This is a genomic window from Neobacillus sp. B24, assembly GCF_055381825.1.
Window position 1 is genome coordinate 1,393,302 of record NZ_AP035777.1, and the last position, 22,929, is coordinate 1,416,230.

At 41.3% G+C, this 22,929-nt stretch carries 23 protein-coding genes and 1 pseudogene; 15 read left to right on the forward strand and 9 right to left on the reverse strand.

All coding sequences use genetic code 11. The features are described from left to right. The first annotated feature begins 21 nt into the window (after nt 1–21). On the forward strand, nt 22–1,080 hold the full coding sequence (locus ACZ43M_RS06870) for an ABC transporter permease (protein ID WP_464506668.1): 1,059 nt from the start codon (nt 22–24) through the stop codon (nt 1,078–1,080). Here ACZ43M_RS06870 and ACZ43M_RS06875 read toward each other — a convergent pair. Continuing rightward, entirely contained in the window at nt 1,037–1,264 is a 228-nt protein-coding gene (locus ACZ43M_RS06875; RefSeq protein WP_464506669.1) for an SIS domain-containing protein, read from the reverse strand. The two genes, ACZ43M_RS06870 and ACZ43M_RS06875, sit on opposite strands and share 44 nt — an antisense overlap. A gap of 71 nt (nt 1,265–1,335) precedes the next feature. Beyond that, nucleotides 1,336–2,502 (reverse strand): acyl-CoA dehydrogenase family protein, encoded by a 1,167-nt coding sequence (locus tag ACZ43M_RS06880; protein WP_464506670.1) that lies wholly within the window; start codon nt 2,500–2,502, stop codon nt 1,336–1,338. A 169-nt stretch (nt 2,503–2,671) separates the two neighbouring features. Between ACZ43M_RS06880 and ACZ43M_RS06885 the strand changes: the two genes are divergently transcribed. Beyond that, a complete protein-coding gene (locus ACZ43M_RS06885) occupies nt 2,672–3,463 on the forward strand; it encodes a hypothetical protein (RefSeq protein WP_464506671.1) in 792 nt (263 codons plus the stop codon). 22 nt (nt 3,464–3,485) lie between these two features. Then, complete coding sequence (locus tag ACZ43M_RS06890) at nt 3,486–4,256, forward strand: tyrosine-protein phosphatase (RefSeq protein WP_464506672.1); 771 nt, start codon at nt 3,486–3,488, stop codon at nt 4,254–4,256. Between the two features lie 57 nt (nt 4,257–4,313). On the opposite strand, the gene ACZ43M_RS06895 is transcribed toward ACZ43M_RS06890, so the two are convergent. Together ACZ43M_RS06895 and ACZ43M_RS06900 are read right to left on the reverse strand one after the other, a co-directional pair. Next, on the reverse strand, nt 4,314–5,639 hold the full coding sequence (locus ACZ43M_RS06895) for a cation:proton antiporter (protein ID WP_464506673.1): 1,326 nt from the start codon (nt 5,637–5,639) through the stop codon (nt 4,314–4,316). 103 nt (nt 5,640–5,742) lie between these two features. Then, nucleotides 5,743–5,901 (reverse strand): hypothetical protein, encoded by a 159-nt coding sequence (locus ACZ43M_RS06900; RefSeq protein ID WP_464506674.1) that lies wholly within the window; start codon nt 5,899–5,901, stop codon nt 5,743–5,745. Between the two features lie 414 nt (nt 5,902–6,315). Here ACZ43M_RS06900 and ACZ43M_RS06905 point away from each other — a divergent pair, with 414 nt between their 5' ends. From ACZ43M_RS06905 to ACZ43M_RS06920, 4 genes are all read left to right on the forward strand, one after another. Beyond that, on the forward strand, nt 6,316–6,717 hold the full coding sequence (locus ACZ43M_RS06905) for a PepSY domain-containing protein (protein WP_464506675.1): 402 nt from the start codon (nt 6,316–6,318) through the stop codon (nt 6,715–6,717). A gap of 69 nt (nt 6,718–6,786) precedes the next feature. Continuing rightward, nucleotides 6,787–7,275: a DUF2680 domain-containing protein gene (locus tag ACZ43M_RS06910; RefSeq protein ID WP_464506676.1), complete on the forward strand. Its 489-nt coding sequence runs from the start codon at nt 6,787–6,789 to the stop codon at nt 7,273–7,275. 81 nt (nt 7,276–7,356) lie between these two features. Further along, nucleotides 7,357–7,734: a fluoride efflux transporter FluC gene (locus ACZ43M_RS06915; RefSeq protein ID WP_464506677.1), complete on the forward strand. Its 378-nt coding sequence runs from the start codon at nt 7,357–7,359 to the stop codon at nt 7,732–7,734. A gap of 4 nt (nt 7,735–7,738) precedes the next feature. Then, a complete protein-coding gene (locus ACZ43M_RS06920; protein ID WP_464506678.1) occupies nt 7,739–8,098 on the forward strand; it encodes a fluoride efflux transporter FluC in 360 nt (119 codons plus the stop codon). 50 nt (nt 8,099–8,148) lie between these two features. On the opposite strand, the gene ACZ43M_RS06925 is transcribed toward ACZ43M_RS06920, so the two are convergent. Beyond that, nucleotides 8,149–8,286: a hypothetical protein gene (locus ACZ43M_RS06925; protein ID WP_464506679.1), complete on the reverse strand. Its 138-nt coding sequence runs from the start codon at nt 8,284–8,286 to the stop codon at nt 8,149–8,151. A 585-nt stretch (nt 8,287–8,871) separates the two neighbouring features. Between ACZ43M_RS06925 and ACZ43M_RS06930 the strand changes: the two genes are divergently transcribed. From ACZ43M_RS06930 to spo0A, 5 genes are all read left to right on the forward strand, one after another. Next, nucleotides 8,872–11,223, forward strand: a complete 2,352-nt coding sequence (locus tag ACZ43M_RS06930; RefSeq protein ID WP_464506680.1) for a polyprenyl synthetase family protein — start codon at nt 8,872–8,874, stop codon at nt 11,221–11,223. Nucleotides 11,224–11,345: 122 nt separating this feature from the next. Next, complete coding sequence (locus ACZ43M_RS06935; protein WP_464506681.1) at nt 11,346–12,344, forward strand: ABC transporter substrate-binding protein; 999 nt, start codon at nt 11,346–11,348, stop codon at nt 12,342–12,344. A 221-nt stretch (nt 12,345–12,565) separates the two neighbouring features. Continuing rightward, complete coding sequence (locus ACZ43M_RS06940) at nt 12,566–14,041, forward strand: protein adenylyltransferase SelO (protein WP_464506682.1); 1,476 nt, start codon at nt 12,566–12,568, stop codon at nt 14,039–14,041. A gap of 211 nt (nt 14,042–14,252) precedes the next feature. Further along, complete coding sequence (locus ACZ43M_RS06945; RefSeq protein ID WP_464506683.1) at nt 14,253–14,576, forward strand: BC1872 family protein; 324 nt, start codon at nt 14,253–14,255, stop codon at nt 14,574–14,576. Between the two features lie 195 nt (nt 14,577–14,771). Further along, a complete protein-coding gene (gene spo0A, locus ACZ43M_RS06950; protein ID WP_464506684.1) occupies nt 14,772–15,542 on the forward strand; it encodes a sporulation transcription factor Spo0A in 771 nt (256 codons plus the stop codon). A gap of 26 nt (nt 15,543–15,568) precedes the next feature. Here the strand turns inward: spo0A and ACZ43M_RS06955 are convergent, their stop codons facing one another. From ACZ43M_RS06955 to ACZ43M_RS06965, 3 genes and pseudogenes are all read right to left on the reverse strand, one after another. After that, nucleotides 15,569–16,681: a GerAB/ArcD/ProY family transporter gene (locus ACZ43M_RS06955; RefSeq protein ID WP_464506685.1), complete on the reverse strand. Its 1,113-nt coding sequence runs from the start codon at nt 16,679–16,681 to the stop codon at nt 15,569–15,571. A 116-nt stretch (nt 16,682–16,797) separates the two neighbouring features. Next, nucleotides 16,798–17,046, reverse strand: coding sequence for a hypothetical protein (locus tag ACZ43M_RS06960; RefSeq protein WP_464506686.1), 249 nt, complete (start codon nt 17,044–17,046; stop codon nt 16,798–16,800). 24 nt (nt 17,047–17,070) lie between these two features. Continuing rightward, a pseudogene (locus ACZ43M_RS06965) lies at nt 17,071–18,595 on the reverse strand (spore germination protein). 197 nt (nt 18,596–18,792) lie between these two features. Between ACZ43M_RS06965 and ACZ43M_RS06970 the strand changes: the two are divergent. Then, on the forward strand, nt 18,793–19,557 hold the full coding sequence (locus ACZ43M_RS06970) for a TerC family protein (RefSeq protein ID WP_464506687.1): 765 nt from the start codon (nt 18,793–18,795) through the stop codon (nt 19,555–19,557). Between the two features lie 64 nt (nt 19,558–19,621). Next, nucleotides 19,622–20,746 (forward strand): NAD(P)/FAD-dependent oxidoreductase, encoded by a 1,125-nt coding sequence (locus tag ACZ43M_RS06975; RefSeq protein WP_464506688.1) that lies wholly within the window; start codon nt 19,622–19,624, stop codon nt 20,744–20,746. A gap of 295 nt (nt 20,747–21,041) precedes the next feature. Here the strand turns inward: ACZ43M_RS06975 and ACZ43M_RS06980 are convergent, their stop codons facing one another. Then, nucleotides 21,042–22,478: an IS6 family transposase gene (locus tag ACZ43M_RS06980; protein ID WP_464503290.1), complete on the reverse strand. Its 1,437-nt coding sequence runs from the start codon at nt 22,476–22,478 to the stop codon at nt 21,042–21,044. A gap of 164 nt (nt 22,479–22,642) precedes the next feature. On the opposite strand from ACZ43M_RS06980, the gene ACZ43M_RS06985 reads away from it, so the two are divergent. Then, entirely contained in the window at nt 22,643–22,861 is a 219-nt protein-coding gene (locus tag ACZ43M_RS06985) for a hypothetical protein (RefSeq protein WP_464506689.1), read from the forward strand. Nucleotides 22,862–22,929: the final 68 nt, after the last annotated feature.

Here is a 22,929-nt window from a genome sequence, read left to right on the forward strand (position 1 = left end):
AGGAAGGGAGTGTGGCCAATTATGGAGCCAAATATCGATAAAGCTGGGGTAAAAAAGAAACGCAACTTTTTTGCATGGTTCAAATATAAATGGTCGAACGATCCGCTGTTTAGCACGGCGATTGCCCTAATCATTATGGTTTTTTTACAAACATTGGTGTTGGGATTTGACTATCCGTCAATTGGCGATTGGTTTCAGGCTTGGACTAACAACTGGATTAACATTTTGAGAAACAATGCGAGCGTTGGAATCATTGCCTTGGGAATGACACTTGTTATTATGACCGGGGGAATTGATTTGGCCGTCGGGTCCACATTGGTGGTCACGGGCGCATTTGGGATGATGCTGCTCGACACAGGTGCCAAGGGGATTTTGGCTGGAATGGGTCTGACCGGATTTTCGGCATTTGTTGCGGCCATCATTCTAATGCTGGCCGCAGGGTATTTGCTGGGAGCTTTGATTGGTTTAACGATCACAAAGGGGAATGTCCCGCCGTTTATCGTAACGTTGGGAGCAATGATGATTTTTCGAAGTGTGACTCAGCATTTTATGCAAGGATATAATCCGACAGTGCCAATTGACTTTTTACAGCTGGCCAGTTTTAAAATTGGCAATTATATGATTATGCCAATTGTCTATTGGGTTGCAATTGCTTATATTCTTTATTATGTGTCGAAGCGGACCACATTTGGACGGCAGATTATTGCTGTTGGTTCAAATGAGCGGGCCGCCAAGCTTTCCGGTGTTAATGTGAATAAAGTTAAGCTCCGTGTGTATGCGTTGATGGGGCTCCTAGTTTCACTTGCGGCAGTCATTCAGGTTTCTAGGATTGGGTCAATGGACTTCTCCAACGCCGGCCGAGGGATGGAAATGGACGCGATTGCCGCTGCCGTTGTCGGTGGAACGAGCATGATGGGCGGACGTGGCTTTATCATGGGTACCGTCTTTGGTATGCTGATTATCGCCGTAATGAACAATTTGTTAAATTTGTTCGGGGTGCCGCCGTTTTTACGAGAGGCATTTAAGGGAGTTATCGTTATTGGGGCGGTGCTGCTGCAGCGAAAGGAAAAGACTTCTTAAAAGGAAAGCCAAGAAAGCAGCATGTTTCCCCGATACTTGTAATCGCAATAATCGGCGTTTTGTTTTTTCGGAGAATGTCAGCAATCTGTAGGCCTTCTTCTGTTTCGCCAGAATACGATATTAAAATCGCCGTGTCATTAGGCGAAGAATTAGAGGCTACATAGATCTGTTCTGCCGGCAGCATATATCCGCGAAAAAATAAATATATCTGCGAAAAATCGAATATATCCGCGAAAGGCAAAAAAGAGCTGGATTTCAGCTCTTTTTTGCCTTATCTTTTTCAATTGCCGACAGTGCCAGTTTTTTTATCGTCATATCATCCATTGGCGGGTTATGCAGCCCGGCGCGCACATCACGGTAATATCGCTGCAATGGATTTGAGCGCTGCAGGCTCTTGGCCCCAACGATTCTCATCGCTTTATCAACAATTTTTATCGCTGAATTAGTTACGGTATGCTTGACAACACCAAGTTCATTTTCGATATAACCCCGGCGGGATTCATCATCGTAGGCGGCTGCCACACTATAGAGCAGATGCCGGGCCGTCATTAATTCCAAATCGATTTCCCCTAAGTGCTGCTGTACATTTGGCAGTTGGCTAATCGGTCCATTCAGGCTGTTTGGCGCATGGGTATTGGCAAATTGGATAGCGTAATCCCGTGCTGCCTGGGCAATCCCGAGGTAACACGCAGGTATATGCAGAATCCAGCCGTTAATACTCCCGACTCTTGGTCCTTCAAGACGTTCGACAAGCATGGAATCTTCTACGGTAACCCCATCAAGTACAAGGTCATGGCTTCCCGTACCTCTCATCGAAATGACATCCCATGTTTCTTCAATCGATAAGCCAGGTAAATCTCTATGAAGCAAAAAGTACCCTTGCTTTTGTTCTTCTTCTATCCAGGCCGATGTTAAAAAGTAGGTTAAGACAGGGGACATTGTCGTAAAGATTTTCCGCCCAGTCAGAACCCAGCCTCCATTTTTCTTAACAGCAGTAGTTCCAGGACGTCCGCCCCTGGTTGGACTTCCTGTTTGCGCCTCACTGGCGGCCCGATTTACTAAAGCACCGTTAAGGATTTCTTTTGCAAAAAAGTTTAAACGCTCTTCAGTCCAAAGCTTTTTTTCAAAAAGTTCGCCGACTACACCAAGATTCCAGCCGATCGAAAGCGTCGTGCTTCCATCGAAGCTCGCCAGTGTTTCCTGAAGCATGACCATGTCGTAGACTTTGAGGCCCTCTCCACCGTAAGCGGCAGGGAGAGTCACACTGGGATAACCCAGATCCACCAATTCTTTAATATTCTCTTTTGGAAAAATAGCCTGCTCATCAATTGCCGCAGCTCTATTTTTAAACTGTGCCTCTTTTGTATGCAATTTTTGCAGCCAGTCTTTTTGCTTTTCTGTTCTGATAAATAAGTCCAGCACAATAAACCACCTCTATCATTATCATGGAGAATGCATCGACTCCGGTCAATTATTTTGTTTATATAATCTGAAAGATTGCAAGGAGCAGACTCACCTCTAAGAAAAATGAAGGATTTTTCAAGAATTAACCGAACTAAAAAGGATATAACCTATATAAGGAATTAATAAAATGAAATGGATGATGAGGCTTCATATTACTTTTTATCTTGTCCTATTAGCATTTATTCTAGCTATACCTCAAAAATCAATGGATGGTAATATCTTAAAACTGGCATTGTTTTTATGTACGATCGGAATCTTTATTCTTTTAACTACTTACTATGTCGTTCTATCTTTTAATAAAAAGATGGAGGCAGTAAAGAAATACGCTTATTTTAATGTGGGCCTGATGTGTTTTGATATTATTGTATTTCTCACTTTGGGACACCTAATCTATACAAAAATGACCGGCATAGGAGTGCTGCTATCTATTTTCCTTGCTCTATTTTTGGTCTCCAATATTTTGAACTTTAGAATACAAAAAATAATAGTTGACCAAAAGTTTGACTTTATAAAGGAAGTTAAATTGTTTTACAAAATGGGTAGAGCCTTAGACGAAACGCCACTTAACAATGCAATTTCTAAACTTGATTACCTATTTTATGGATACAGTGCCGCCGTTTTCGTATCGGAGAATATATATTTTTTCGCTGCTGTGGTCGGAATCATCTTAATCCTATCGATTAAATACTTACGTGCAATCCGAGGCGAATTTTTAAAAAGTAGGTTGATTACAAAAAATGAAACCTATATATCTATAATCAGTTACTATTTCTTTTATTTGCTTTCAATCATATGGATGTTTTTCATTCCGAACATTTCTACACTGTTAGTAGGAGCTGTAAGTATCTTACCGATTAAAATTTATATTCGCAGAATTGCTGAAAAGGTTTATGAAGAAAAAGAAGCTTATGATGCTTAGTTAAATATAAGGTGGGAATTCAATGATGAACAGTGTTATTCAAGAGATTAGATTGGAAGGAAGTTTCAACTTTCGCGACTTGGGAGGACATCAAACAAGAGATGGGTACAGCGTGAAAAGGGGCAAGCTGTTCCGCTCGGGAAATCTGAGTAAATTAACGGAAAATGATTTGAACATTGTCAATCAGCTTGGCATAAAAAATATCTGTGACCTCCGCAGAGTAGATGAAATTGACCAATTCCCGGACCCGGAATTGCTAGGCGCCAAATGGAATCATCTCCCTGTCAATTCCGACAGGAAAATTGTGAGTCAGGTTGGCGACCTTAGAGAACACGACCTGCATATGAATAAACCTGGGGAACTGTTAGTTTTTTTGAACCGAAAAATGGCGGGGTATTCAGGGGCTTTTCGAAAAGTGTTTGAGATTTTGCTAACCGAACCGCAAGCACCAATGCTGTTCCATTGTATGGCGGGGAAGGACAGAACAGGTGCAGTAGCTGCATTGATACTAAGTGCGCTAGGCGTTTCACGTGAAGTTATTGAAGAGGACTACTTATATACAAATACAACTTTAGACCGGATGAAGGCACACTTCGCAGGATTGGGGGTTAGCAACCGCAGGGGGATGGCTCAAGCTGCTCTCGATGCCATGTTTGAAGCCCGACTTGAATACATCCACGCATTTTTCGATGAGTTGGAACAACAGTTCGGCGGTGTTGATTCATACCTAAAAGAAAAAATTGAGCTTACGGACCGGGACTTCGATGTGTTGAGGAAGTACTTACTTGAGTGAAATGAAGAGAAGGTTCTTGAGTCTCAGAAATTGAGAAACAGGAACCTTCTTCATGTATTATACTGATTGGTTGAATGGTTTGATTTTTCCCTCATTCCTTGGTTGGGGTGTAAGGTTTTCGTCCCCAGGCATTAGTCTCCATCCTTTGGTTACGACAATTCGCAGCCAGGTTCCCGGAATCCAGGAAGTGATTAGTGCCAGCATGACAAGGATGGCGAAAAATTCCTGATTGATAATTCCCGCTGCATAGGCAACTGATGAAAGGACAATACCGGGGCCTCCTCTGTCATTAATCGCTACTCCTAAGTTAAGACTGGTTAAATGATCGTGTTTTATGGCCCTTGAGGTAATATAAACAGCCAATGTTTGAGTCAAGGTAGCAAACAGGAAGTAGGCCAGGAAGAATAGAGGGCTAAAATGGCGGACAAGATCTAATTGCAATCCTACTGTTGCAAAATAGATTGGGATTAACCAAGAGAATGAAATATTACTAACACCTTGTTCCAATCGTTCAGATACTGCTTTTGGCAATGCCATTTTTGCAATGATACCAGCAATAAGGGCTCCAAAAATTGTTTCCACATGAAGTTTGCCTGCAAACGAGGCAAGTATAAACATGATAAACAAAAAATACCCTAAGTTTGATGAACGGAATAATAGATTTTGCTTAATAATGGTTAACCGCTTAAAAAGGAAATATCCGATAATAAATGTCCCGATGATAAAGCCGACTGATATTCCGATACTTTTGAAGGCCACGCCTGGAGTGAATACAGCTCCATTACTTGCTATGGCCGTCGCAAACCCTAGTGCTACCCAAAGCAGAATATCGTGAATACCCGCACACGCTATGACTATTTTTGCAAACCTTGTGTGCATAATACCAAGGTCATTAAAAATTTTTGAAATAACAGGTATCGAAGTAATTGCAATTGAAATCGCTATTACTATTTTTATGGCTAGTGGATTACTAGCAGTGCCTAAATAAGGGGTGATATTAAAAAGGTCAGCAGCAAACCAACCAACAATAAAAGCTGGAATGGTGGCCCCTATTACTAAAGCGGATGTAAGCTTAATATCATCCCTGTTAAATTTAGTTTGGAATTTTAGACCAGAGCAGAACATTAACATCAACAAACCGAATTGGTATAAAAGTCCGAATAACTTATCTTCTGTCTCGAATCCAAGGAAAAGCCATTTAAAAGTATCGGGAAAAAAGTGACCCAGCAGCGTTGGACCGAGAACTAAACCGGCAGCAACTTCCCCAATAACGCGGGGAATGTAAATGCGCTCAGCTAAATAGCCTAATAAATGAGCCATTGCGAGTAAACAGCCCATTGCTAATAGAAAATGACTTATCTCATGGCTGGTTAAACTAAACATTCCTTTTCAACTCCTACTTTGATTAGTTTAAGGTATGCCTCAGTTGTCCGATTGAAGTGGGCTAATCCAATAGATTGTCAAAATTGGGCTGATTCCCCATGACTTATTGAATGAAACGAAACTGTCCAATGGATTGGTATTGGAAATTGTTAAAGATTTGCAATTGATAATCGGAGCCATTTTCTAGATAAAAAGTATGATGGTATTCTTCACTGATTGTGTCACCATAAATAATGACACTGTCAAAGTACTGAATCTTCAAACCCAACTTGCTAAATTTAACAATAGAATATTTAATAGGCCATGAATGATCATAAGTAATTTGTGATCCGGCAATGGCAACAGTATTATTTTTGACTGAAAATTTGGCACTTAGGAAAAATGGAACTTCAATTCCAAGTCCCCAATTTATATATTCTTCCTCCTTTTGTTCAAATGGATGAAATCTCTTTTTAAAAAAACATTTTAATTTGTGTAAATTTAATAAACTGCTTACCCCATTCCTTAATTCTCCTCCTGTTCGAAAATCCTTAGTACTGTATAATGTTCTTTTAATACTTGCAATGGAACGACTTTGTCCCAGTTTTGTGAGTATTTTTTTGAATTATTTTAAGAGATATGAATAAGCAAACAAATCTGGCACAAAATATAAAAAACTAAAAGGGGTGATAGTGTTTTGAAGAAGATAATCTGTTTGCTAGCCTTAATAATTCCTTTAGGGGTTGGTGTCTATTTTCCAGATGGACATGCGAATGCTGAGCAGCAAATGAAAGATTCCCTGATTACGGAAAAACGAGCAGAGGAAATTGCTTTAGGTAAAGTAAAAGGGAAAGTGCTTTCCGTAAAGCTAGAAGAGGATGATGGAAGGCAATATTACGAGGTAATGGTTAAAAGTGTTGACTCTACATATGAAGTGGAAATCGATGCCAAAACAGGAAAAGTGATCGAGGTAGAACGAGAAGGTTCTCGGGATGATGATGGACATGATGATGATGGACATGATGATGATGATGGACATGATGATGATGATGGACATGATGATGATGATGGACATGATGATGACCGATACGATGATTAAAGGATGGAAAAATAAAGTTGCATGTCATTTGATGTGCAACTTTATATATTTATAAAAGGGAGAAAAGCAATGATAAAAAAGATGGTGTTTATACTATTTTTGTTTCTTTTTTACTTATGTTTTAACAGTACCTCCTCTGCAGAAATTCCTGAAAACGTCAATAAATCCAACACCGAAAAAATAGGAAGGGAAGAGAACAGGTCTGTAATAAACAAACAAAAACTTCCTGAAAATAAGCATCAGCAAAAGAAAAATGTTGAGGAGCAGGAGTTAAAACCGGAAAATTTAGATGATGATTTAGACTGTACAAGGAATATTCATTATACAGAAAACCAAAAGAAGCACCTTGACCAAATTTATAACCGGATTTATCAGGACTATTATGAACTGATAGAAACGTATGCTTGGGCCGGGGCGTTAACAGACGAGCAAAAACTGGTTCGTCATCAAATGTTAAAAAATTATATTCAAACCTTTGAGAAAAGAAATTATCAATGGTGCAGTGAGTGGGAAGAGGATGAATGGGAAGAGGAATGGTTTAATATTGACCGCGATTAGATAATCTTTCTTAAAACCCAAAATTTTAAAGCAATTTTTTAAAACTATAGAATATAGTAGTAGAAAAAAGAAGTGATATGAATGGTATACTTTGTCGTAGGTGTGGGAGGAATATTGGGTACCTTTATGCGTTATTTTTTCGATCAAATGCTATCCCGTACCCCGCTTCCTCCTTCTTCGGGAATCTTACTTGCCAATCTTTTAGGCTGTTTTATGATAGGTTTTTTTTTATCATTAAAGTCTGAGAGTGCTTCTCCTCTATTTCGAACCGGATTTGCTACTGGTTTCTTGGGTTCATTTACTACCTTTTCTACTTTTAGTGTGAAAGTTTTGGACCTGTTTATTAAATGGGGGATGTTAACAAGTTCCCTTTACCTAATGCTAACGATTATTGGTGGATATTTGTTTGTCTCGCTTGGACATGCTGTGGCTCAAAAAATGGAGAAAGGATTCCGCTAACCTTATGATGAAATTTCTTCTAATTATTGGAGCGGGTGGTTTTTGTGGAGCCATTTCTCGTTATTATTTGAGTATTATATTTTCACGCCGGACAATCCTTTCGATTCCAAGCGCCACTCTTTTTATCAATGTTTTGGGGTCTCTCGCAGCAGGATTTCTTTATGGAGCAAATCATTTTACCAGCGAACAACAAAGTTTTCTCACGATAGGATTCTTAGCTTCATTCACCACCTTTTCCACCTTTAATTATGAACTGCTCCAACTATTCAACAATAATAAACATTTCCGTTTCTTTCTATACGGTACAATGATGTATCTAACCTCCATACTCGCTGCCTGCTGTGGTTATTTATGGGGAAAATGAGGCAGGAACCGTTCTATGCTTTTATTTGAGAGCACAGAACCGCCCCTGCTTTAGTTCATCACCCATTTATCTTTCATAAATAGAATTGTTCCGATGATGAAAAACACAATCATGGCGATGAGGTTGCTTGCGATGGTAATTAAGATGTGCTGGTAATCTATGACGCCAAATACCAATTCTTTTAGCATGCTTTGGCACGATGTTTACATTCAAGGACCAGGACGGAAATGAGTATATTTTAAGGGAAGATAAATAGTAAATGTCCTTATGCTGGGTTTATGAGGACAAACCTGGTTGGAATCTAGAGTGAAATGTCTTCATAAAGCTTTCATAGAACCCGACAAAAAGAGTTTTCTAGCACCTCGGTAACTATAAGGTGTTTATAATTCCCGTCGCACCGGAATTTTCGCCCCCTCGGTCACTATGAGGCCTTTATAGTGCCTGTCGCTCCAGATTTTACACCCCCTCGGTCACTATGAGGCCTTTATAGTGCCCGTCGCACCGGATTTTTCGCCCCCTCGGTCACTATGAGGCTTTTATAGTGCCCGTCGCTCCAGATTTTTCGCCACCACAGTCACTATGAGCCAACTATAATGCCCGTCGTCCCGAAATTACCACCATCCAGGTAACCAATGCCTACTTTTAATACGAAAGAATCTCATTTTAAATACCACTATAAAGTAATAAACTTATTTTTCTAGCACTATATATTTTTAAATAGGAATATATGTTACTCTCAAACTATAAAACCTTAAGTAGAGGTTGTGCTCCGTATGAATGAGGACATACTGAAAAATGCTGCCTATCATCAGGCCGAAGAGAAAGCGGCCGATTATTTTAAACAACTTTATCAACAGGTCATGCAAAAGAGCTATATACCTGTTCTGACCAGGGACATCCAATCGTGGAAACACAATCATATCCGTCATCCCATATTATCCTTAATTTTCAGCAAAAAAGTAAATCCTAATACAAGAGGATATCACAGCTACATCCAATGGCTCGATTACACTGGAAAATTGGACAATTACCTTGATCGAAGCATTTCCTATCTATACATGCGGGATCTAGGGAAGGACCTAAACTCACCAGAAACACAAACCGATATACTGCGGGTTGTGGACAATTTAAAAAGTCAACTGACATCAGAAGCGAAAAGCTCTGATATGTTTAGCTTTGCCGGGTTATACCGCTGGGCTCAGGAGGAAAACATTGAAACAACCGTTATTTGGTTATTTAACAAATTAAAGATAGTGTCTGACCATATTCCCGAGGGGATGGAACCAGACCATGCCCAACGAAAGCTGATCAAGATCATTGCCGGGGTCATCATGCATGTACTTGACGAGATGGATGATACAGTCACGCGTGAAAAACGGAGCCAAAAGCTGGATCAAGCCATAAGGCTCGGCTTTGCTTATGGCCTGACATATCCGTACATAGACGACCTTCTTGATTCCGATGTTCTATCACCTAGCGAGAAAGAGCGATATTCCGAGCTAATCCGGACCACACTTCTAAATGAATCAGTGCCGGAATTGGGTGAGTGGACCGGAGAGAACGCGGAACTGATCCAGTTTATTCATTGTGAACTACGCGCTGCTTTTGAATATATTAAAACCCAGCAGCAACCCAAGACAAAAAAGTACTTTTTCGAGCAGGCTTTTGTGTTTTTTCAATCACAGGAAATTGACCGTGAAAAAGAACTTACACAAGACAATTACACCAATGGAGACCTATACATACCGATTATTTTAAAATCCGCCTCTTCAAGGCTGATCGCCCGTTCAGTCATCAGCGCCCCGGAAGATGACGGGTTTAACGACCGGACCTTTTATTATGGCATCTACAACCAATTAGCCGACGATTTTGCTGACATGTTCAATGACATGGAGGAAGGTGCTGTCACACCATATACCTATTACATGAAATATCACCAACAGCGCCCAGACCTTATTAATCCATTTGAACTATACTGGGTGGTAATCGCGAATTTAATTCATAACGTGTACAATTCCGACCCGAAAACATGTGAAGTCATTCTCGACCGGGCGATTAACGGATTGAAACGTGCAAAAGAACGATTGGGCATGAAGAAATATAGTGAAGTGATGGAACTGTTCACTTCCGGGATTCCTGAGTTCAATCGGCTTATACAAAAAATGGTTCGGCAGGCAGATGACGTTGATTTCTTCGATAAACTGCTGCGCGACCATATGGTGACCTCGCTAAAGAATGAGCGCCAAGAACAGGAAGACTTTTTAGAAAAAATTAAAACCGTAAGGGAGCAAATTAACACCAACCTGAAATTGTCAAAAGGGTCGCTGTCAGACGACCCGATTACCGCTGCAGCCAATTATAGTCTGGATGGCGATGGCAAACGGCTTCGGCCCATCATGGCTTGGGTCATGGCCGTGGATGGATATGGTTTGGACCAATCAGCCATCATGCCGCTCCTTCGTTCGTTGGAATACATGCACACGGCATCCTTGATTTTTGACGACCTCCCGTCCCAGGATAATGCCGCATTCAGAAGAGGTCGGCCGACACTGCATGAAGCCTATAATGAAGGTATTGCCGAATTAACCGGCCTCTTTTTAACACAAAAGGGGGTAGAGGAACAGGCTTCTTTGGAAGTATTCAACTCAAGAGCAGTAGTGGAATTGATCCAATATACAGCACGGGCGACAGGTGATATGTGCAGAGGCCAAGCGATGGATTTGGAATCAAAAGGAAAGCGATTGACGCTGGACCAGTTAAATTTGTTGAGTTTTTACAAAACCGGGATTGCCTTTGAAGCATCACTTATCATGCCAGCCATACTTGCAGAGGCAAAGGAGTCTGAAATGACTGCTTTGAAGAAATTCGCTCAGCATGCCGGGATCGCCTTTCAAATCAAGGATGACTTACTTGATGTAGAAGGTGACTTGGACCAGCTGGGAAAACCTATCGGTAAGGATGCGGAAAACAACAGCTCTACGTTCGTGTCGGTGTTGGGCCTGGATGGGGCGCGAAAGGCGATGTGGGATCATTATTGTTTGGCCGTAGAAGTGTTGGAGGAGATTCCGCGCAATACGACGTTTCTCAAACATTTAATGGATTATATCGTGAATCGGGATCAGTAAAGGATAGTCACTGTGCTATCCTTTTATTTTTCGGAAAAAAATACTTGTCCTTTAACGCTTAAAAGTGATAAAATCTGAATATTATTAATTTTCTCAAACAAACAGAAGGGGACGAAGTTGAAATGAAAAAGAGTTTGGGGTTAGTTCTGATTGGATTGCTATTTTTACTGTCCGCATGTGGCGGAGGAAGTAAGGAAACTAGCGGCGGGGAGAAGCAGGAGAAGACGGTGAAAGTAGGTATCACCCAGCTTGTCGAGCATCCATCGCTTGATGCAGCCCGTGAAGGATTTATTGAGGCATTAAAGGATGCCGGCTATGAGGAAGGAAAGAACCTGAAACTTGATTATCAAAACGCTCAGGGCGACATGAACAATAATGCATCGATCGCGCAAAAATTGATTTCCGACAAGAATGACGTGATTCTGGCAATTGCCACACCAAGTGCACAGTCCGTGGTCAACTCAACAAAGGATATTCCAGTCCTGTTCACAGCAATTACCGATCCGGTGGGAGCGCAATTGGTGCAAAGTATTGAAAAACCAGGAGCAAATGTAACGGGAACATCTGATACACACCCCGATGCTATTAAAAATACAATTGGCGCGATTAAAAAATTTGTCCCTGGCGCTAAAAAGGTTGGCATCATCTATAACAATGGCGAGCCAAACTCTGTCGTCAATGTGAAGAATGCCAAGAAAGCCTTGGAAGCAGAGGGATTGGAGCCGGTAGAAACGACGATTTCCTCTAGTTCAGAAGTGAAGCAGGCGGCCGAATCATTGGTGGGACGGGCCGATGTCCTCTATATTCCAAAGGATAATACCGTTGTTTCTGCGCTTGAATCCGTATTAACAGTCGCCAATGCGCAGGACATCCCTACTTTTGTCGGTGAAGGAGATTCGGTAAAACGCGGCGCGTTCGCTTCTTACGGTCTCGATTACCATGCCCTCGGCTACACAACAGGGAAAATGGCCGTGGATATTTTAAAAGGAAAGAAACCTGCTGATATTCCTGTCGGCTTCCCGGAAAAATTAGAGCTCTACGTTAACAAGAAGGCTGCTGCCGATGAGGGCATCACCCTAACCGACGACCTGCTGAAGGATGCAAAAATAGTCGGGGAATAAATTTTAGTAACCTGTCATGAACATGGCAGGTTATTTTGCTGAAATGGGCCCCGATTCAGTGCCCGCAGTATAATAAATGGTCTGAAGCAGACACTAGAAGGGGCTTTATTCTCTGAAAATAGAATATAATGAACATATGTGTGTTTTGAAAAATCGATTTTCAAAATATATCCGCGAAACCAAATTTTAAGTGGACTTAAAGCAAGAATTCGAAGTGGAGGATGGCAATGACGAAAGAAAATTCAAATCCAGGCTGGAACTTTGATAACAGTTACGTCCGGCTGCCAAAGGCATTTTTTACCGAAACGACTCCGACACCCGTCAATGAACCAAACCTTGTCATTCTAAATGGCACCTTGGCTGCAGCACTTGGGCTAAACCCACAGGCATTGCAAACAGAAGAAAGCCTTGCCGTGTTTGCCGGAAACAGTATTCCTGATGGTGCTTCGCCAATAGCCCAAGCCTATGCGGGCCACCAGTTTGGCCATTTTACGATGCTGGGGGACGGGCGGGCGATTCTGCTTGGCGAGCAGATAACTCCTGATGGCGACCGTTTTGATATTCAACTCAAAGGACCGGGGCGAACGCCATTTTCTCGCGGCGGCGATGGCCGGGCAGCGCTTGGTCCGATGCTGCGGGAATACATTATCAGTGAAGCGATGCATGGGCTTGGGATTCCGACCACTCGAAGTTTAGCAGTCGTGCTAACGGGTGAATCTGTTTACCGTGAAAATGCCCTGCCTGGTGCAATTTTAACAAGAGTAGCTTCCAGTCATATCCGCGTCGGCACCTTCCAATATGGAGCCGGAAAGGGAAATATCGATGATCTTCGCGCTCTTGCCGACTACACAATACACCGTCATTATCCTGATATTGAAAAAGATGACAACCGCTACTTAGCGCTTCTGCGCGAAGTCATCAAGCGCCAGGCAGCATTAATCGCTAAGTGGCAGTTAGTCGGTTTTATCCATGGAGTGATGAATACTGATAACATGACAATCAGTGGAGAGACAATCGATTACGGCCCGTGTGCCTTTATGGACAAATATGATCCGGCAACGGTGTTCAGTTCAATTGACCGGGAAGGCCGCTATGCTTATGGCAATCAGCCGTCCATTGGCGGATGGAATCTCGCGCGATTTGCGGAGAGCCTGCTTCCGCTGCTTGATGAAAATGAGGAGAAGGCTGTTGAACTTGCCCAAAATGAAATATCAGGCTATATGGGGAAATTCCGCTCCAATTGGCTAGAAGGAATGCGGGCAAAGTTGGGAATTTTTAATGAAGAGGCTGAAGATGAGCCGCTTATTGAAGAATTACTCACTATAATGAAGCAGTATAGTGCAGATTATACCAATACGTTTCGCTCCTTAACCCTATCCAAACCGGAGGACACAGCCATGTTTGGTGCAACCGAATTCACCCAGTGGCAGAAGAAATGGCAATCGCGGCTGGAGCGGCAGCAAGAATCGAAAGAAGCCGCTCAGCAGCTAATGCGTAACTCCAATCCAGCGGTGATCCCGCGCAACCACCGGGTGGAGGAGGCGTTGGCGGCAGCCGAAAATGAAGGTGACTTAACTATCTTGGAAAGGTTGCTAAAGGTTCTTTCCACGCCTTATGCCTATACTCCGGAGCAGGAGGAATACTGCTCATTGCCTGCGGCAGCGAACATGCCCTATCGGACCTTTTGCGGAACTTGATGCATTCTTCAAAAAAACAAAAAGAAGCTCTGTCCCCGGAAAAAAAGGGACAGAGCTTCTTTCATATTATTGGGAAAATTTAAGAAAACAAAGGTTAAGGGGTGTAAAATTTTTTTAAAAAAAGTGGTGGAAATCTTCTGAAAACTGTTATATAATTCTTTTAACTAAATTAAATTGTTATATAACAACAAATAAAAAGGAGGATTACATTTTGTATAAGGTAGACGCGATTGCACGTAGAATACTAGGTTGGAAGTTAAATAGGTGGGACAGATGGTTTGATTTCGAAAAGGGTATCTTTATTCACGATCACGAGTTTCAGCCTGAGCATAATCTTGACCATGCGGTGCTCATTGTGGAACGATTAAAGGAACTGGGCTTCACTTATACGAACAAAGGGGCGTCTGAGGTTTGCTTTAATGATATAACAGGAACAGGAGAAACATTGGCTCAAGCCATAACAAATGCTGCCTACTCAATTATAGAAAAAGGTTCCGAAGCGATGACCAGCAGACTTTGGTCGAAATTGTGTTAACCACTCCAATCTTACATTTAGTCTAATAGTCCTTATATAGTGACAACGCATCCCTTATTTCGACAGATAGTAACATAAAAACTCTATTAATCTTGCCTATCAATCAAAAAATGTTGGAAAGTATTTCTTGATATTCTCCCGGAATTATCGAAAAATAGGTAATAGTCGAAAAAAACAAGGGGAAGTTGGTAAAAAATGATAAAGATTGGAATTATAGATGATAATATACAATTAACCGAGCTGGTTAGCGATTACTTATCCACTCAGGTCGATATGAAGGTTGTCGGGATTGCTCATAATGGAATAGAGGGAATGGAGCTAATTAGAAAGGAAAAACCGGATCTTATCATTTTAGATTTGATCATGCCGCATTCCGATGGTCTAGTCATATTGGAACAATTGTATACGGAAACTAATTTTACCAAAGTGTTAATGCTTACTGCCTTTGGAAATGATGATATTATTAAAAAGGCGAATGAATTAGGCGTTTCCTACTTTTTATTAAAACCGTTTGAATTAAATCAATTATCGGATACGATAAGGTCCATTTGTTCTAAAAAGGAATATGGCTTAAATGTGTCAAAGGAATCGGTATTCATCAAGGAAAAGCAGTACGATAATATTGAAATTAGAGTGACCGATGTGTTGCGCTCAGTAGGAATTCCAGCAAATCTAAAAGGGTATTTATTTTTGCGCGAAGCCATCCAAATGGTATTCCATAATGTTGAATTAATGAGCGGCGTCACCAAAATAATTTATCCGTCGATTGCTGAAAAATATCATACAACGGCAAGCCGTGTTGAAAGAGCGATTAGACATGCCATTGAAGTCGGCTGGAATCGCGGAAGTATCGAACAAATAGAATTTGTCTTTGGAAATACCGTCAGTCCATTAAAGGGAAAACCGACGAATGCTGAATTCATTGCTTTAATCTCTGATCATTTACGGTTGCAAAAGGTTAGTTAATGAAGACAGAAAGCAGCAATCCCGCTTTAGAAAATGGATTTCTGCTTTCTATTTTTTATGTAGCCTTTTATTATACTGATGGCAAATAATAGCGGGACATAGCCATAAATAAAGAGGAAGCCATTGAATCGGACAACCTTATTCAAAAGCTTTGTATAAGAGATATCCTCCAAAATGCTGCTGTAAAAAAAGTAACAGCAAATGAAAAAGAATAATACATAAGTTGGTTTCGTTTTTGGAAATGTCAGTTTGACAGTCCGAACCGCAGACCATAAATAAATGCATATAACTGGAAGAATGACAAACAGCCAGGTAAAGATAAAAATAAACTCAAATCGCTCCAGAAAAGGGAAGGAGATAATTTTGATCATGGTCAAGGTCGGCCATGATAATAACTTTAGTTTCCCTTGGGTAAAGAATATAAACGTTACCAACGTAATGACCACATACAGAATCGTCGTATACAATAAACCGAAATGTCCCCATTTAGAGGTCTGTTGTCCACTTTTGATAAAAGGAAAATACACAAGGACCGTTTCAAATCCAAAATACATTGTGACTGCTCCATTTGCAGATTTGAAGTAATCTCGTATTCCATGGTTAAAAAATGGCATAAGGTACGAGACTTCACGATAATGGAACAGGTACAGTAACGACAGCAGCAAAAAACTGGGAATTATTACCCCCCAAAAGGCAAACCCAGCAACAATACGAAAACCTCCGGAAACAATATAATAGCACAGCAAACAGATGAGAAGCGCAAATTCCCAGCTTGGAATTCCATCAAACACCCACACTTGGAGAAGTTCGATAAACGAGTGGGAAACTAATAAACCAGCAACTAAAAAAGTGAAGGTCATTGCAAGATTAAAAAGCCCGCCTAGCCATTTTCCGAATGTATCCTTATGGAAGGATATGATATCTCCACTGCTTGATTGTTTCATAATGTGTAACATCATGAAGAAAATCAGGTGCAGACTTAGCCCGACAGCCAATACTGAAATCCAGGCATCCTGGCCTGCTCCTTTAATGATTCTTGATTGGAAATTTAGCGCACTAATTCCTACCTGTGAGCCATGAATCAGGAAAAAGAGGAAATAAGGTGAGACCATTGAATTTTCTTTAACTGCTGACTGCAAATCGATCACCTTGTTTGTTTTAAGATTCCAACCCAGTATGAAGAAGCTGTATCTTTACGTTTATAGAAATAGGTATGTCTGGATAGATTTTATAAAATGTCTTTTCCTCCCAGTCCCTATCTTCTTGGCGGGACAAATGACCCGATGGGTGCTTTTTCTTCTACAAATTGAATACTAGCATTTCCCCTGCTCTTGGAGTGAAGCGGATATAACGCGGTTCCAACCACATTCCCATCGTCGTCCAAATCAAATCCATATACATGTATAATGCTTAATTGATCGATAATATTCGTTCGGGCACAGCCGGAAAGGACGACAGTAAAGAGCAGCAGAACGATAGATATGCTTCTACAATTTTTTATCATTATAATCGTACCTTTCCCCAAAATTTACTCTGAATTTAACCCATCTTCCGGGTCCTTGTTTATGGCTGGATCGAACCTTTTACGGCTAAGAGTTCTTAAAGATTTATAGCGATTTTTATGAAAAATAAAGTCTTTTCTAATGATAGTATTGGTAAAACCCCCTTTACGATAGGGAGACAGTGGCAGCAGATAAGGACTTCCCAAAGATTTCAGACGTAGTAAATGGGCTACTAGAAAAATAATCCCGATATAGAGACCAAAACCACCCCAAATCGCAGCTAGCAGAATAAATGGATAACGCAACAGTCGAACTGTGTTAGACATTTTATAAATCGGGGTAGTAAAGGAAGATAATGCTCCCAATGCTACGAGAATCAATAAAATGTTACTAGTTAATGCAGCCTCCACTGTTGCTTGGCCGATAACAATACCGCCAACAATTCCAAGGGTTTGCCCAATTTTGGTTGGCAGTCTAGCCCCTGCTTCCCGAAGCAGTTCAATAGTTATTTCCAAAAATAGCACCTCTACAACGGGGGGGGAAAGGAACATTAGCTCTAGAAAATATAATCGGTCCCAATAAATCTTTCGGGACAATTTCAAAATGATAGGTAAGGATAGCTACATAAAACGAAGTGACAAAGATGGAAAAGAGCATTCCAACAATCCTGATGATTCTAAAGAAAGAAGCCACCACCCAAGGAAGATAAAAGTCCTCGGGTGTGGAAAAAAAGTTCATGAGTGATGCTGGTCCTATTAAGGCGTAGCAGGAGTTGTCAGTGAATATAACAACATTCCCTCTTATTAATGAGAAAATGGCTCTGTCTACCCTCTCTGTAGTGATAAACAATGGAAATGGCGTACTGGCGTGATCAGATATTAATTCTTCTAACTGTGTATTATCGTAAAGAACATCAACATCAAGATCTTCAATCCGCTGTCTCGCAGTCTGTACATAATCAGGATTTGTAACGCCGGCCAAATGGACGACAACCACTCTTGTTTTGGATCTTGTCCCTACTTCGATTTCCTCAAAAATAAGATCTGACGTAACCAATTGACTCCTTAATAAATGGAGATTGGTATTGAGATCTTCGATAAAGCCAATTTTCGGTCCAATGACACTAAATTCATTTTCCGTATCGTTCGTTTCCCGTTTCCCAAGCCGTGGGTCTTGTAAACCAATTAACGCGCACTCCTGCAGGTTATTGCGTAAGAAGATTACCACCGCACCATGGTAGAGCCCTCTTTGTATTTCCTTTATATCCCCAGTAATTACAATACTATCGAGTGGGATAATGTATTTTAAATCCGTGAGTTTTTTTACCGCTGGCAGCTTTTCCTTAAGATTGGCCAAAAATAATTGATTGAATAAATCCATATCCACTAGGGATTTATAAAAACTAATAGAGAGAAAGCCGTTTGTTTCTCCAGGTGAAAAGGTTTCGAAGTCACTGGATCGTTTAGCTTTTTCAAGAACCTCGTGGATGGTTTTTTCGTTTATTTCGTAATTTGCAATGGTATTTTGCTTTGGCCGCTTTCTAAAAAACATCGAACCACCAGACCCTAGTGAAAAAATACATACGTGTTCATTAGTATTAATCGGATAAAATGGAATTATGTACTAGTCGATTAATGAAAGAAGAATATAGAAGATTTATATTAAAGGTTTATTTTTATGGTTAGATTGACTTAAAGGTGTAAAATAAGACTGTACATAAATACAATTGGTTAAATTGCAAAGGAGAAATGAATATGTGGGAAGATATTTTAGCTACATATGCCTCAATGCTGGATTGGCATATGTGGGCAGAGGTTCTGACCTCGCCGAAAGCATGGGGGTTAATTCTTTCATTGGCTGTGCTGGAATGTATTTTATCGGCTGACAACGCATTGGTGTTATCAGCATTTGTTAAACCGCTGCCAAAGGATTTGCAGAAGAAAGCCTTGGTTTACGGTTTGTGGGGCGCCTATTTATTCCGGTTTATTTTCATTGGCCTCGGTACGTTTTTGATTAAATTATGGTTTATTAAATTGATTGGCGCCCTTTATTTATTATGGCTGGCAGTCAAATTCTTTATTGATAAGTATGGAAAAAAAGAAGAGGGCGAAGAGGATGAAGAACGCAAGCCTGGCGGCTGGTTAACAAAGACGTTCGGATTCTTCTGGGCCACCGTGATCAGTGTCGAGTTAATGGATTTGGCTTTCTCGGTTGATAGTATTTTAACGGCGCTTGCTGTATCTGACGAAGTTTGGGTGATCTTGCTCGGCGGTATGATCGGGATTCTAATGATGCGGGGCATTGCGACATTCTTTATCAGTTTAATGAACCGGGTACCTGAACTTGAAACCACGGCGTACGTATTGATTACCTTTATTGCGGTAAAAATGGGACTGACCCTGATTGATATTCATATTCCGAATGAAGTGTTTATTGTTGTTCTTGTCTTAGCTTTTGTCGTTACGTTTATCATTCATGGGATCCGTTCAAGAAGAGAAAAGTTTTCGCATTAAATTATCAGGAAAATACTAGGGTCTTCATTTAGGTGAAGGCTCTATTTGCTATTTGAGGTGTATTATGCAAAAAGTAATTGTAATTGGAGCGGGGATACTTGGGGCATCGACCGCTTATCATCTGGTAAGAATGGGAGCAGAAGTTATTTTGGTGGACCGCGTTGATCTCGGACAGGCAACGGACGCTGCTGCTGGAATCGTTTGTCCATGGCTGTCGCAGCGCCGGAACAAAGCTTGGTATCAACTAGTGAAATCCGGTGCGCGCTATTACCCTGAATTGATTTCGCAATTGGAAGCGGATGGGGAACAAGAAACAGGCTATCAACGAGTTGGTGCGATTCTTCTAAGTGAAGGAACCGAGAAGCTTGAGAAAATGGCACAGCGGGCACGAATTCGTCGAGAAGATGCTCCCGAGATTGGGGAGATTACCATATTAACATCTGAGGAAACAAAACGGCTTTTCCCGCCATTAGCTGATGAATATGGAGCTGTTTTCGTAAGCCGCGCAGCAAGGGTAAATGGCCGGGCTCTAAGGGATGCCTTGGTACATGGTGCGGAAAAGCATGGTGCCAAATTGATTAACGGGGATGCTTCCCTGTTGATGGATGGCACTAAGGTTAGCGGCATAAGGCTTGCTGACCAGACAATAGCTGCCGATCGTGTTATTGTGACCGCTGGCGTTTGGGCTAAGGAACTCCTGCAGCCTCTTGGGGTTGAGTTTTCAGTCAGACCGCAAAAAGCGCAAATTGTCCATTTGGAAGTGACCCAAAGGGATACGGACCATTGGCCGGTAGTGATTCCACCAACTGATCAGTACATACTCTCGTTTGGGAATGGCCGGGTGGTCATTGGCGCGACACATGAGAATGAGGCTGGATTCGATTTCCGGGTAACGGCAGGGGGAATACATGAGGTGTTAAGTAAAGCGTTAACTGTTGCACCGGGTCTGTCGAATGGTACGATATTGGAAACTAGGGTTGGATTTAGACCCTTTACGCCGGGATTTTTGCCTGTTATTGGAGCCTTGCCAGGATATGAAGGAATTTTCTTGGCCAATGGACTGGGCGCATCCGGATTAACAAGCGGGCCATATCTGGGAGCGGAACTTGCTAAACTTGCATTGGGTCACCAGACGGAGATAGATCCAAAGAATTATGATGTGGGGGAAGCTATGTTGTCACAACGATAAAAATGGATATCCCTTTATAAAATGGTGAATTCTATCATAAAGGTAGTGTCAAAAGTTCTATGAAAACTCCTTAAGGGGTTAGGTTCCTTTCCACATATTGGGTGCGTCGGCCCCGCAACCGCTCTTGACAAACACGCCAATGGTTTGAGATTCCTTTATCAAGGGCGACGGGGACAAAAAGAAGGCATGCCAAATAGCCCTTGGTATTTCCATTTTAAACCATTGGCAAGTTCGGTTTGTCAAGAGTTCGCTTCGCCGGTTGCTAGTGGGTTCAAGGGCTCTGCTAAACAAAAAGTTAGACTGTTTGTTCAATGATCCAATCTTGAGCTAAACCTATTAATTTAGTCCAGCGTGCAGGCATATTCGGTCGCAGTAAGAGCTCTGGATTAACCACTGGCACATTACCTTCTAACGCTGAGTGAGGCCGTAAAAAGTTAAAGTAAGCCACAAAAAGCGTCACAAACGAAACAGACCCATGTTCGGACCCAAACCCGTGTGTTGAGCGATAATTGCCCTTAAATGTGCGATTGAGTCTTTCAATCACTTGTTTGAGAGGCCTATACTCCTTTGATACAGGATCTTCATTGGTAAGCCCAATGACCTGAGTAATGTCAAAGTGAATATCATGCTGGGCGTAAAAGTGTTGGGCTAAGAGATATATCGGATTGCCGTCCACCACAAATGTAAGATCTTCCGGAATCTCTTTAAATTTCATTAGGACATCATCAATGGCACGGATTGCTGTCGCTGTATCTCGATTTGCTGACACTGGATAAGACAGAATGATCTTTTTTACCGCATCAAAGAAGAAGAACAAGTAATGCCAACGACCTTGAACCCTAATATAGGTTTCGTCCCCACAGAACTGATCAGAAAGCTCGTAGGGATAGTGGTCTACGTAAGGTTTAAGGATTAATGCAACTGCGTTCTCGTAATTTAAAATGCTTTGATGCGATATAGAAACACCATGGATATCTTTCATGAGTGCAGCTGTCTTCCGGGCCGAAAGGCCATAGTTAACGTGATAGGTTAAAATAAGCCCCAATGTATGTGGCGACACATAAAGCCTGGCCAAGTCAACCTTTGGTTTCTTAGGAGAAGCCTTTGACAATGGCTGAAAATCAATGTGGAACTGCCGGAAGATATATCTTAATTTAAAGGCTTGTGGATCCTTTTTAAACTGTTTCTTCTCTTTCGCAGACATGCCATTCAGTTTCTGCTGGTAGTAGGAACAGTCATTATTTTTACACTTGTACACGTCAAAGTCTTTTCGCTCTTTGACTTTCTCAAGGGTCCTAGAACAATGAGGACACTTCAAAATAGCCTCCTTCGAATAGCGATTTTTATCATTGAAAAGACAGGCACACACCTTACATTGAAACTGTCCTTTGCCTCCATTATTGGCATAAAGATAATCCGCTGGAGCACCACACTGCGGACATTTCATTGACTTGGGCACACATGCCTTTGTATTCGAACGCCTTTGAACAGGTTTTAGTTGTTTACCGTTCTTCTCCAGGTATTCGGTTAGGAGGCTTCGGTAATCAAGTTTCTGAATGGTTTCGATGATCGGAAGATCATCCACCTGGAGTTTACGATAAGGTTTATTTACAGGTTTTTCCTCAGGCTTTTCAAACATCCCCTTCCCAATAAGAAGGGTAAGTAATGTTCGAATTATTTGTTCTTGGTACTTAATAAAAGTTAATAAATAGGTTATAATTTGAGGGTACAAATTGTCACTTCCTATCTAGGTTGTTGAGAGTGTGGTAACCTCAATTATCCTTAGATTTAAGGGGGTGGCAATTTTTTTGCTTATAAAGCCCTCTATAATAGGATTCTATAGCCTATTTCTTATAAAAGTTTTTACAATACGATCATAAAAAGGGAGGTTTTTATATGAACATATTTAATGGTATGAACCACGACGATAAAGAGCAGCTCACGGAAATTCTTGAGCAGTCTATTGAAATAGAAGAGGACCTTATGAGGACGTATTTGATTACCGCCGAACGGGTTCACGATGATGCCCAACTGAAGGAACGGCTCGAAAATTTTGCACAAGGAAATGCCAAAAGAACGAAGCAGCTGATCGATGAACTAAACGACGAAAAATAAAGGACTCCGGTTGGGGTCCTTTTTACCTAATATTTGATTTAAAACCAAAAAAATCTTACTATAAAGTA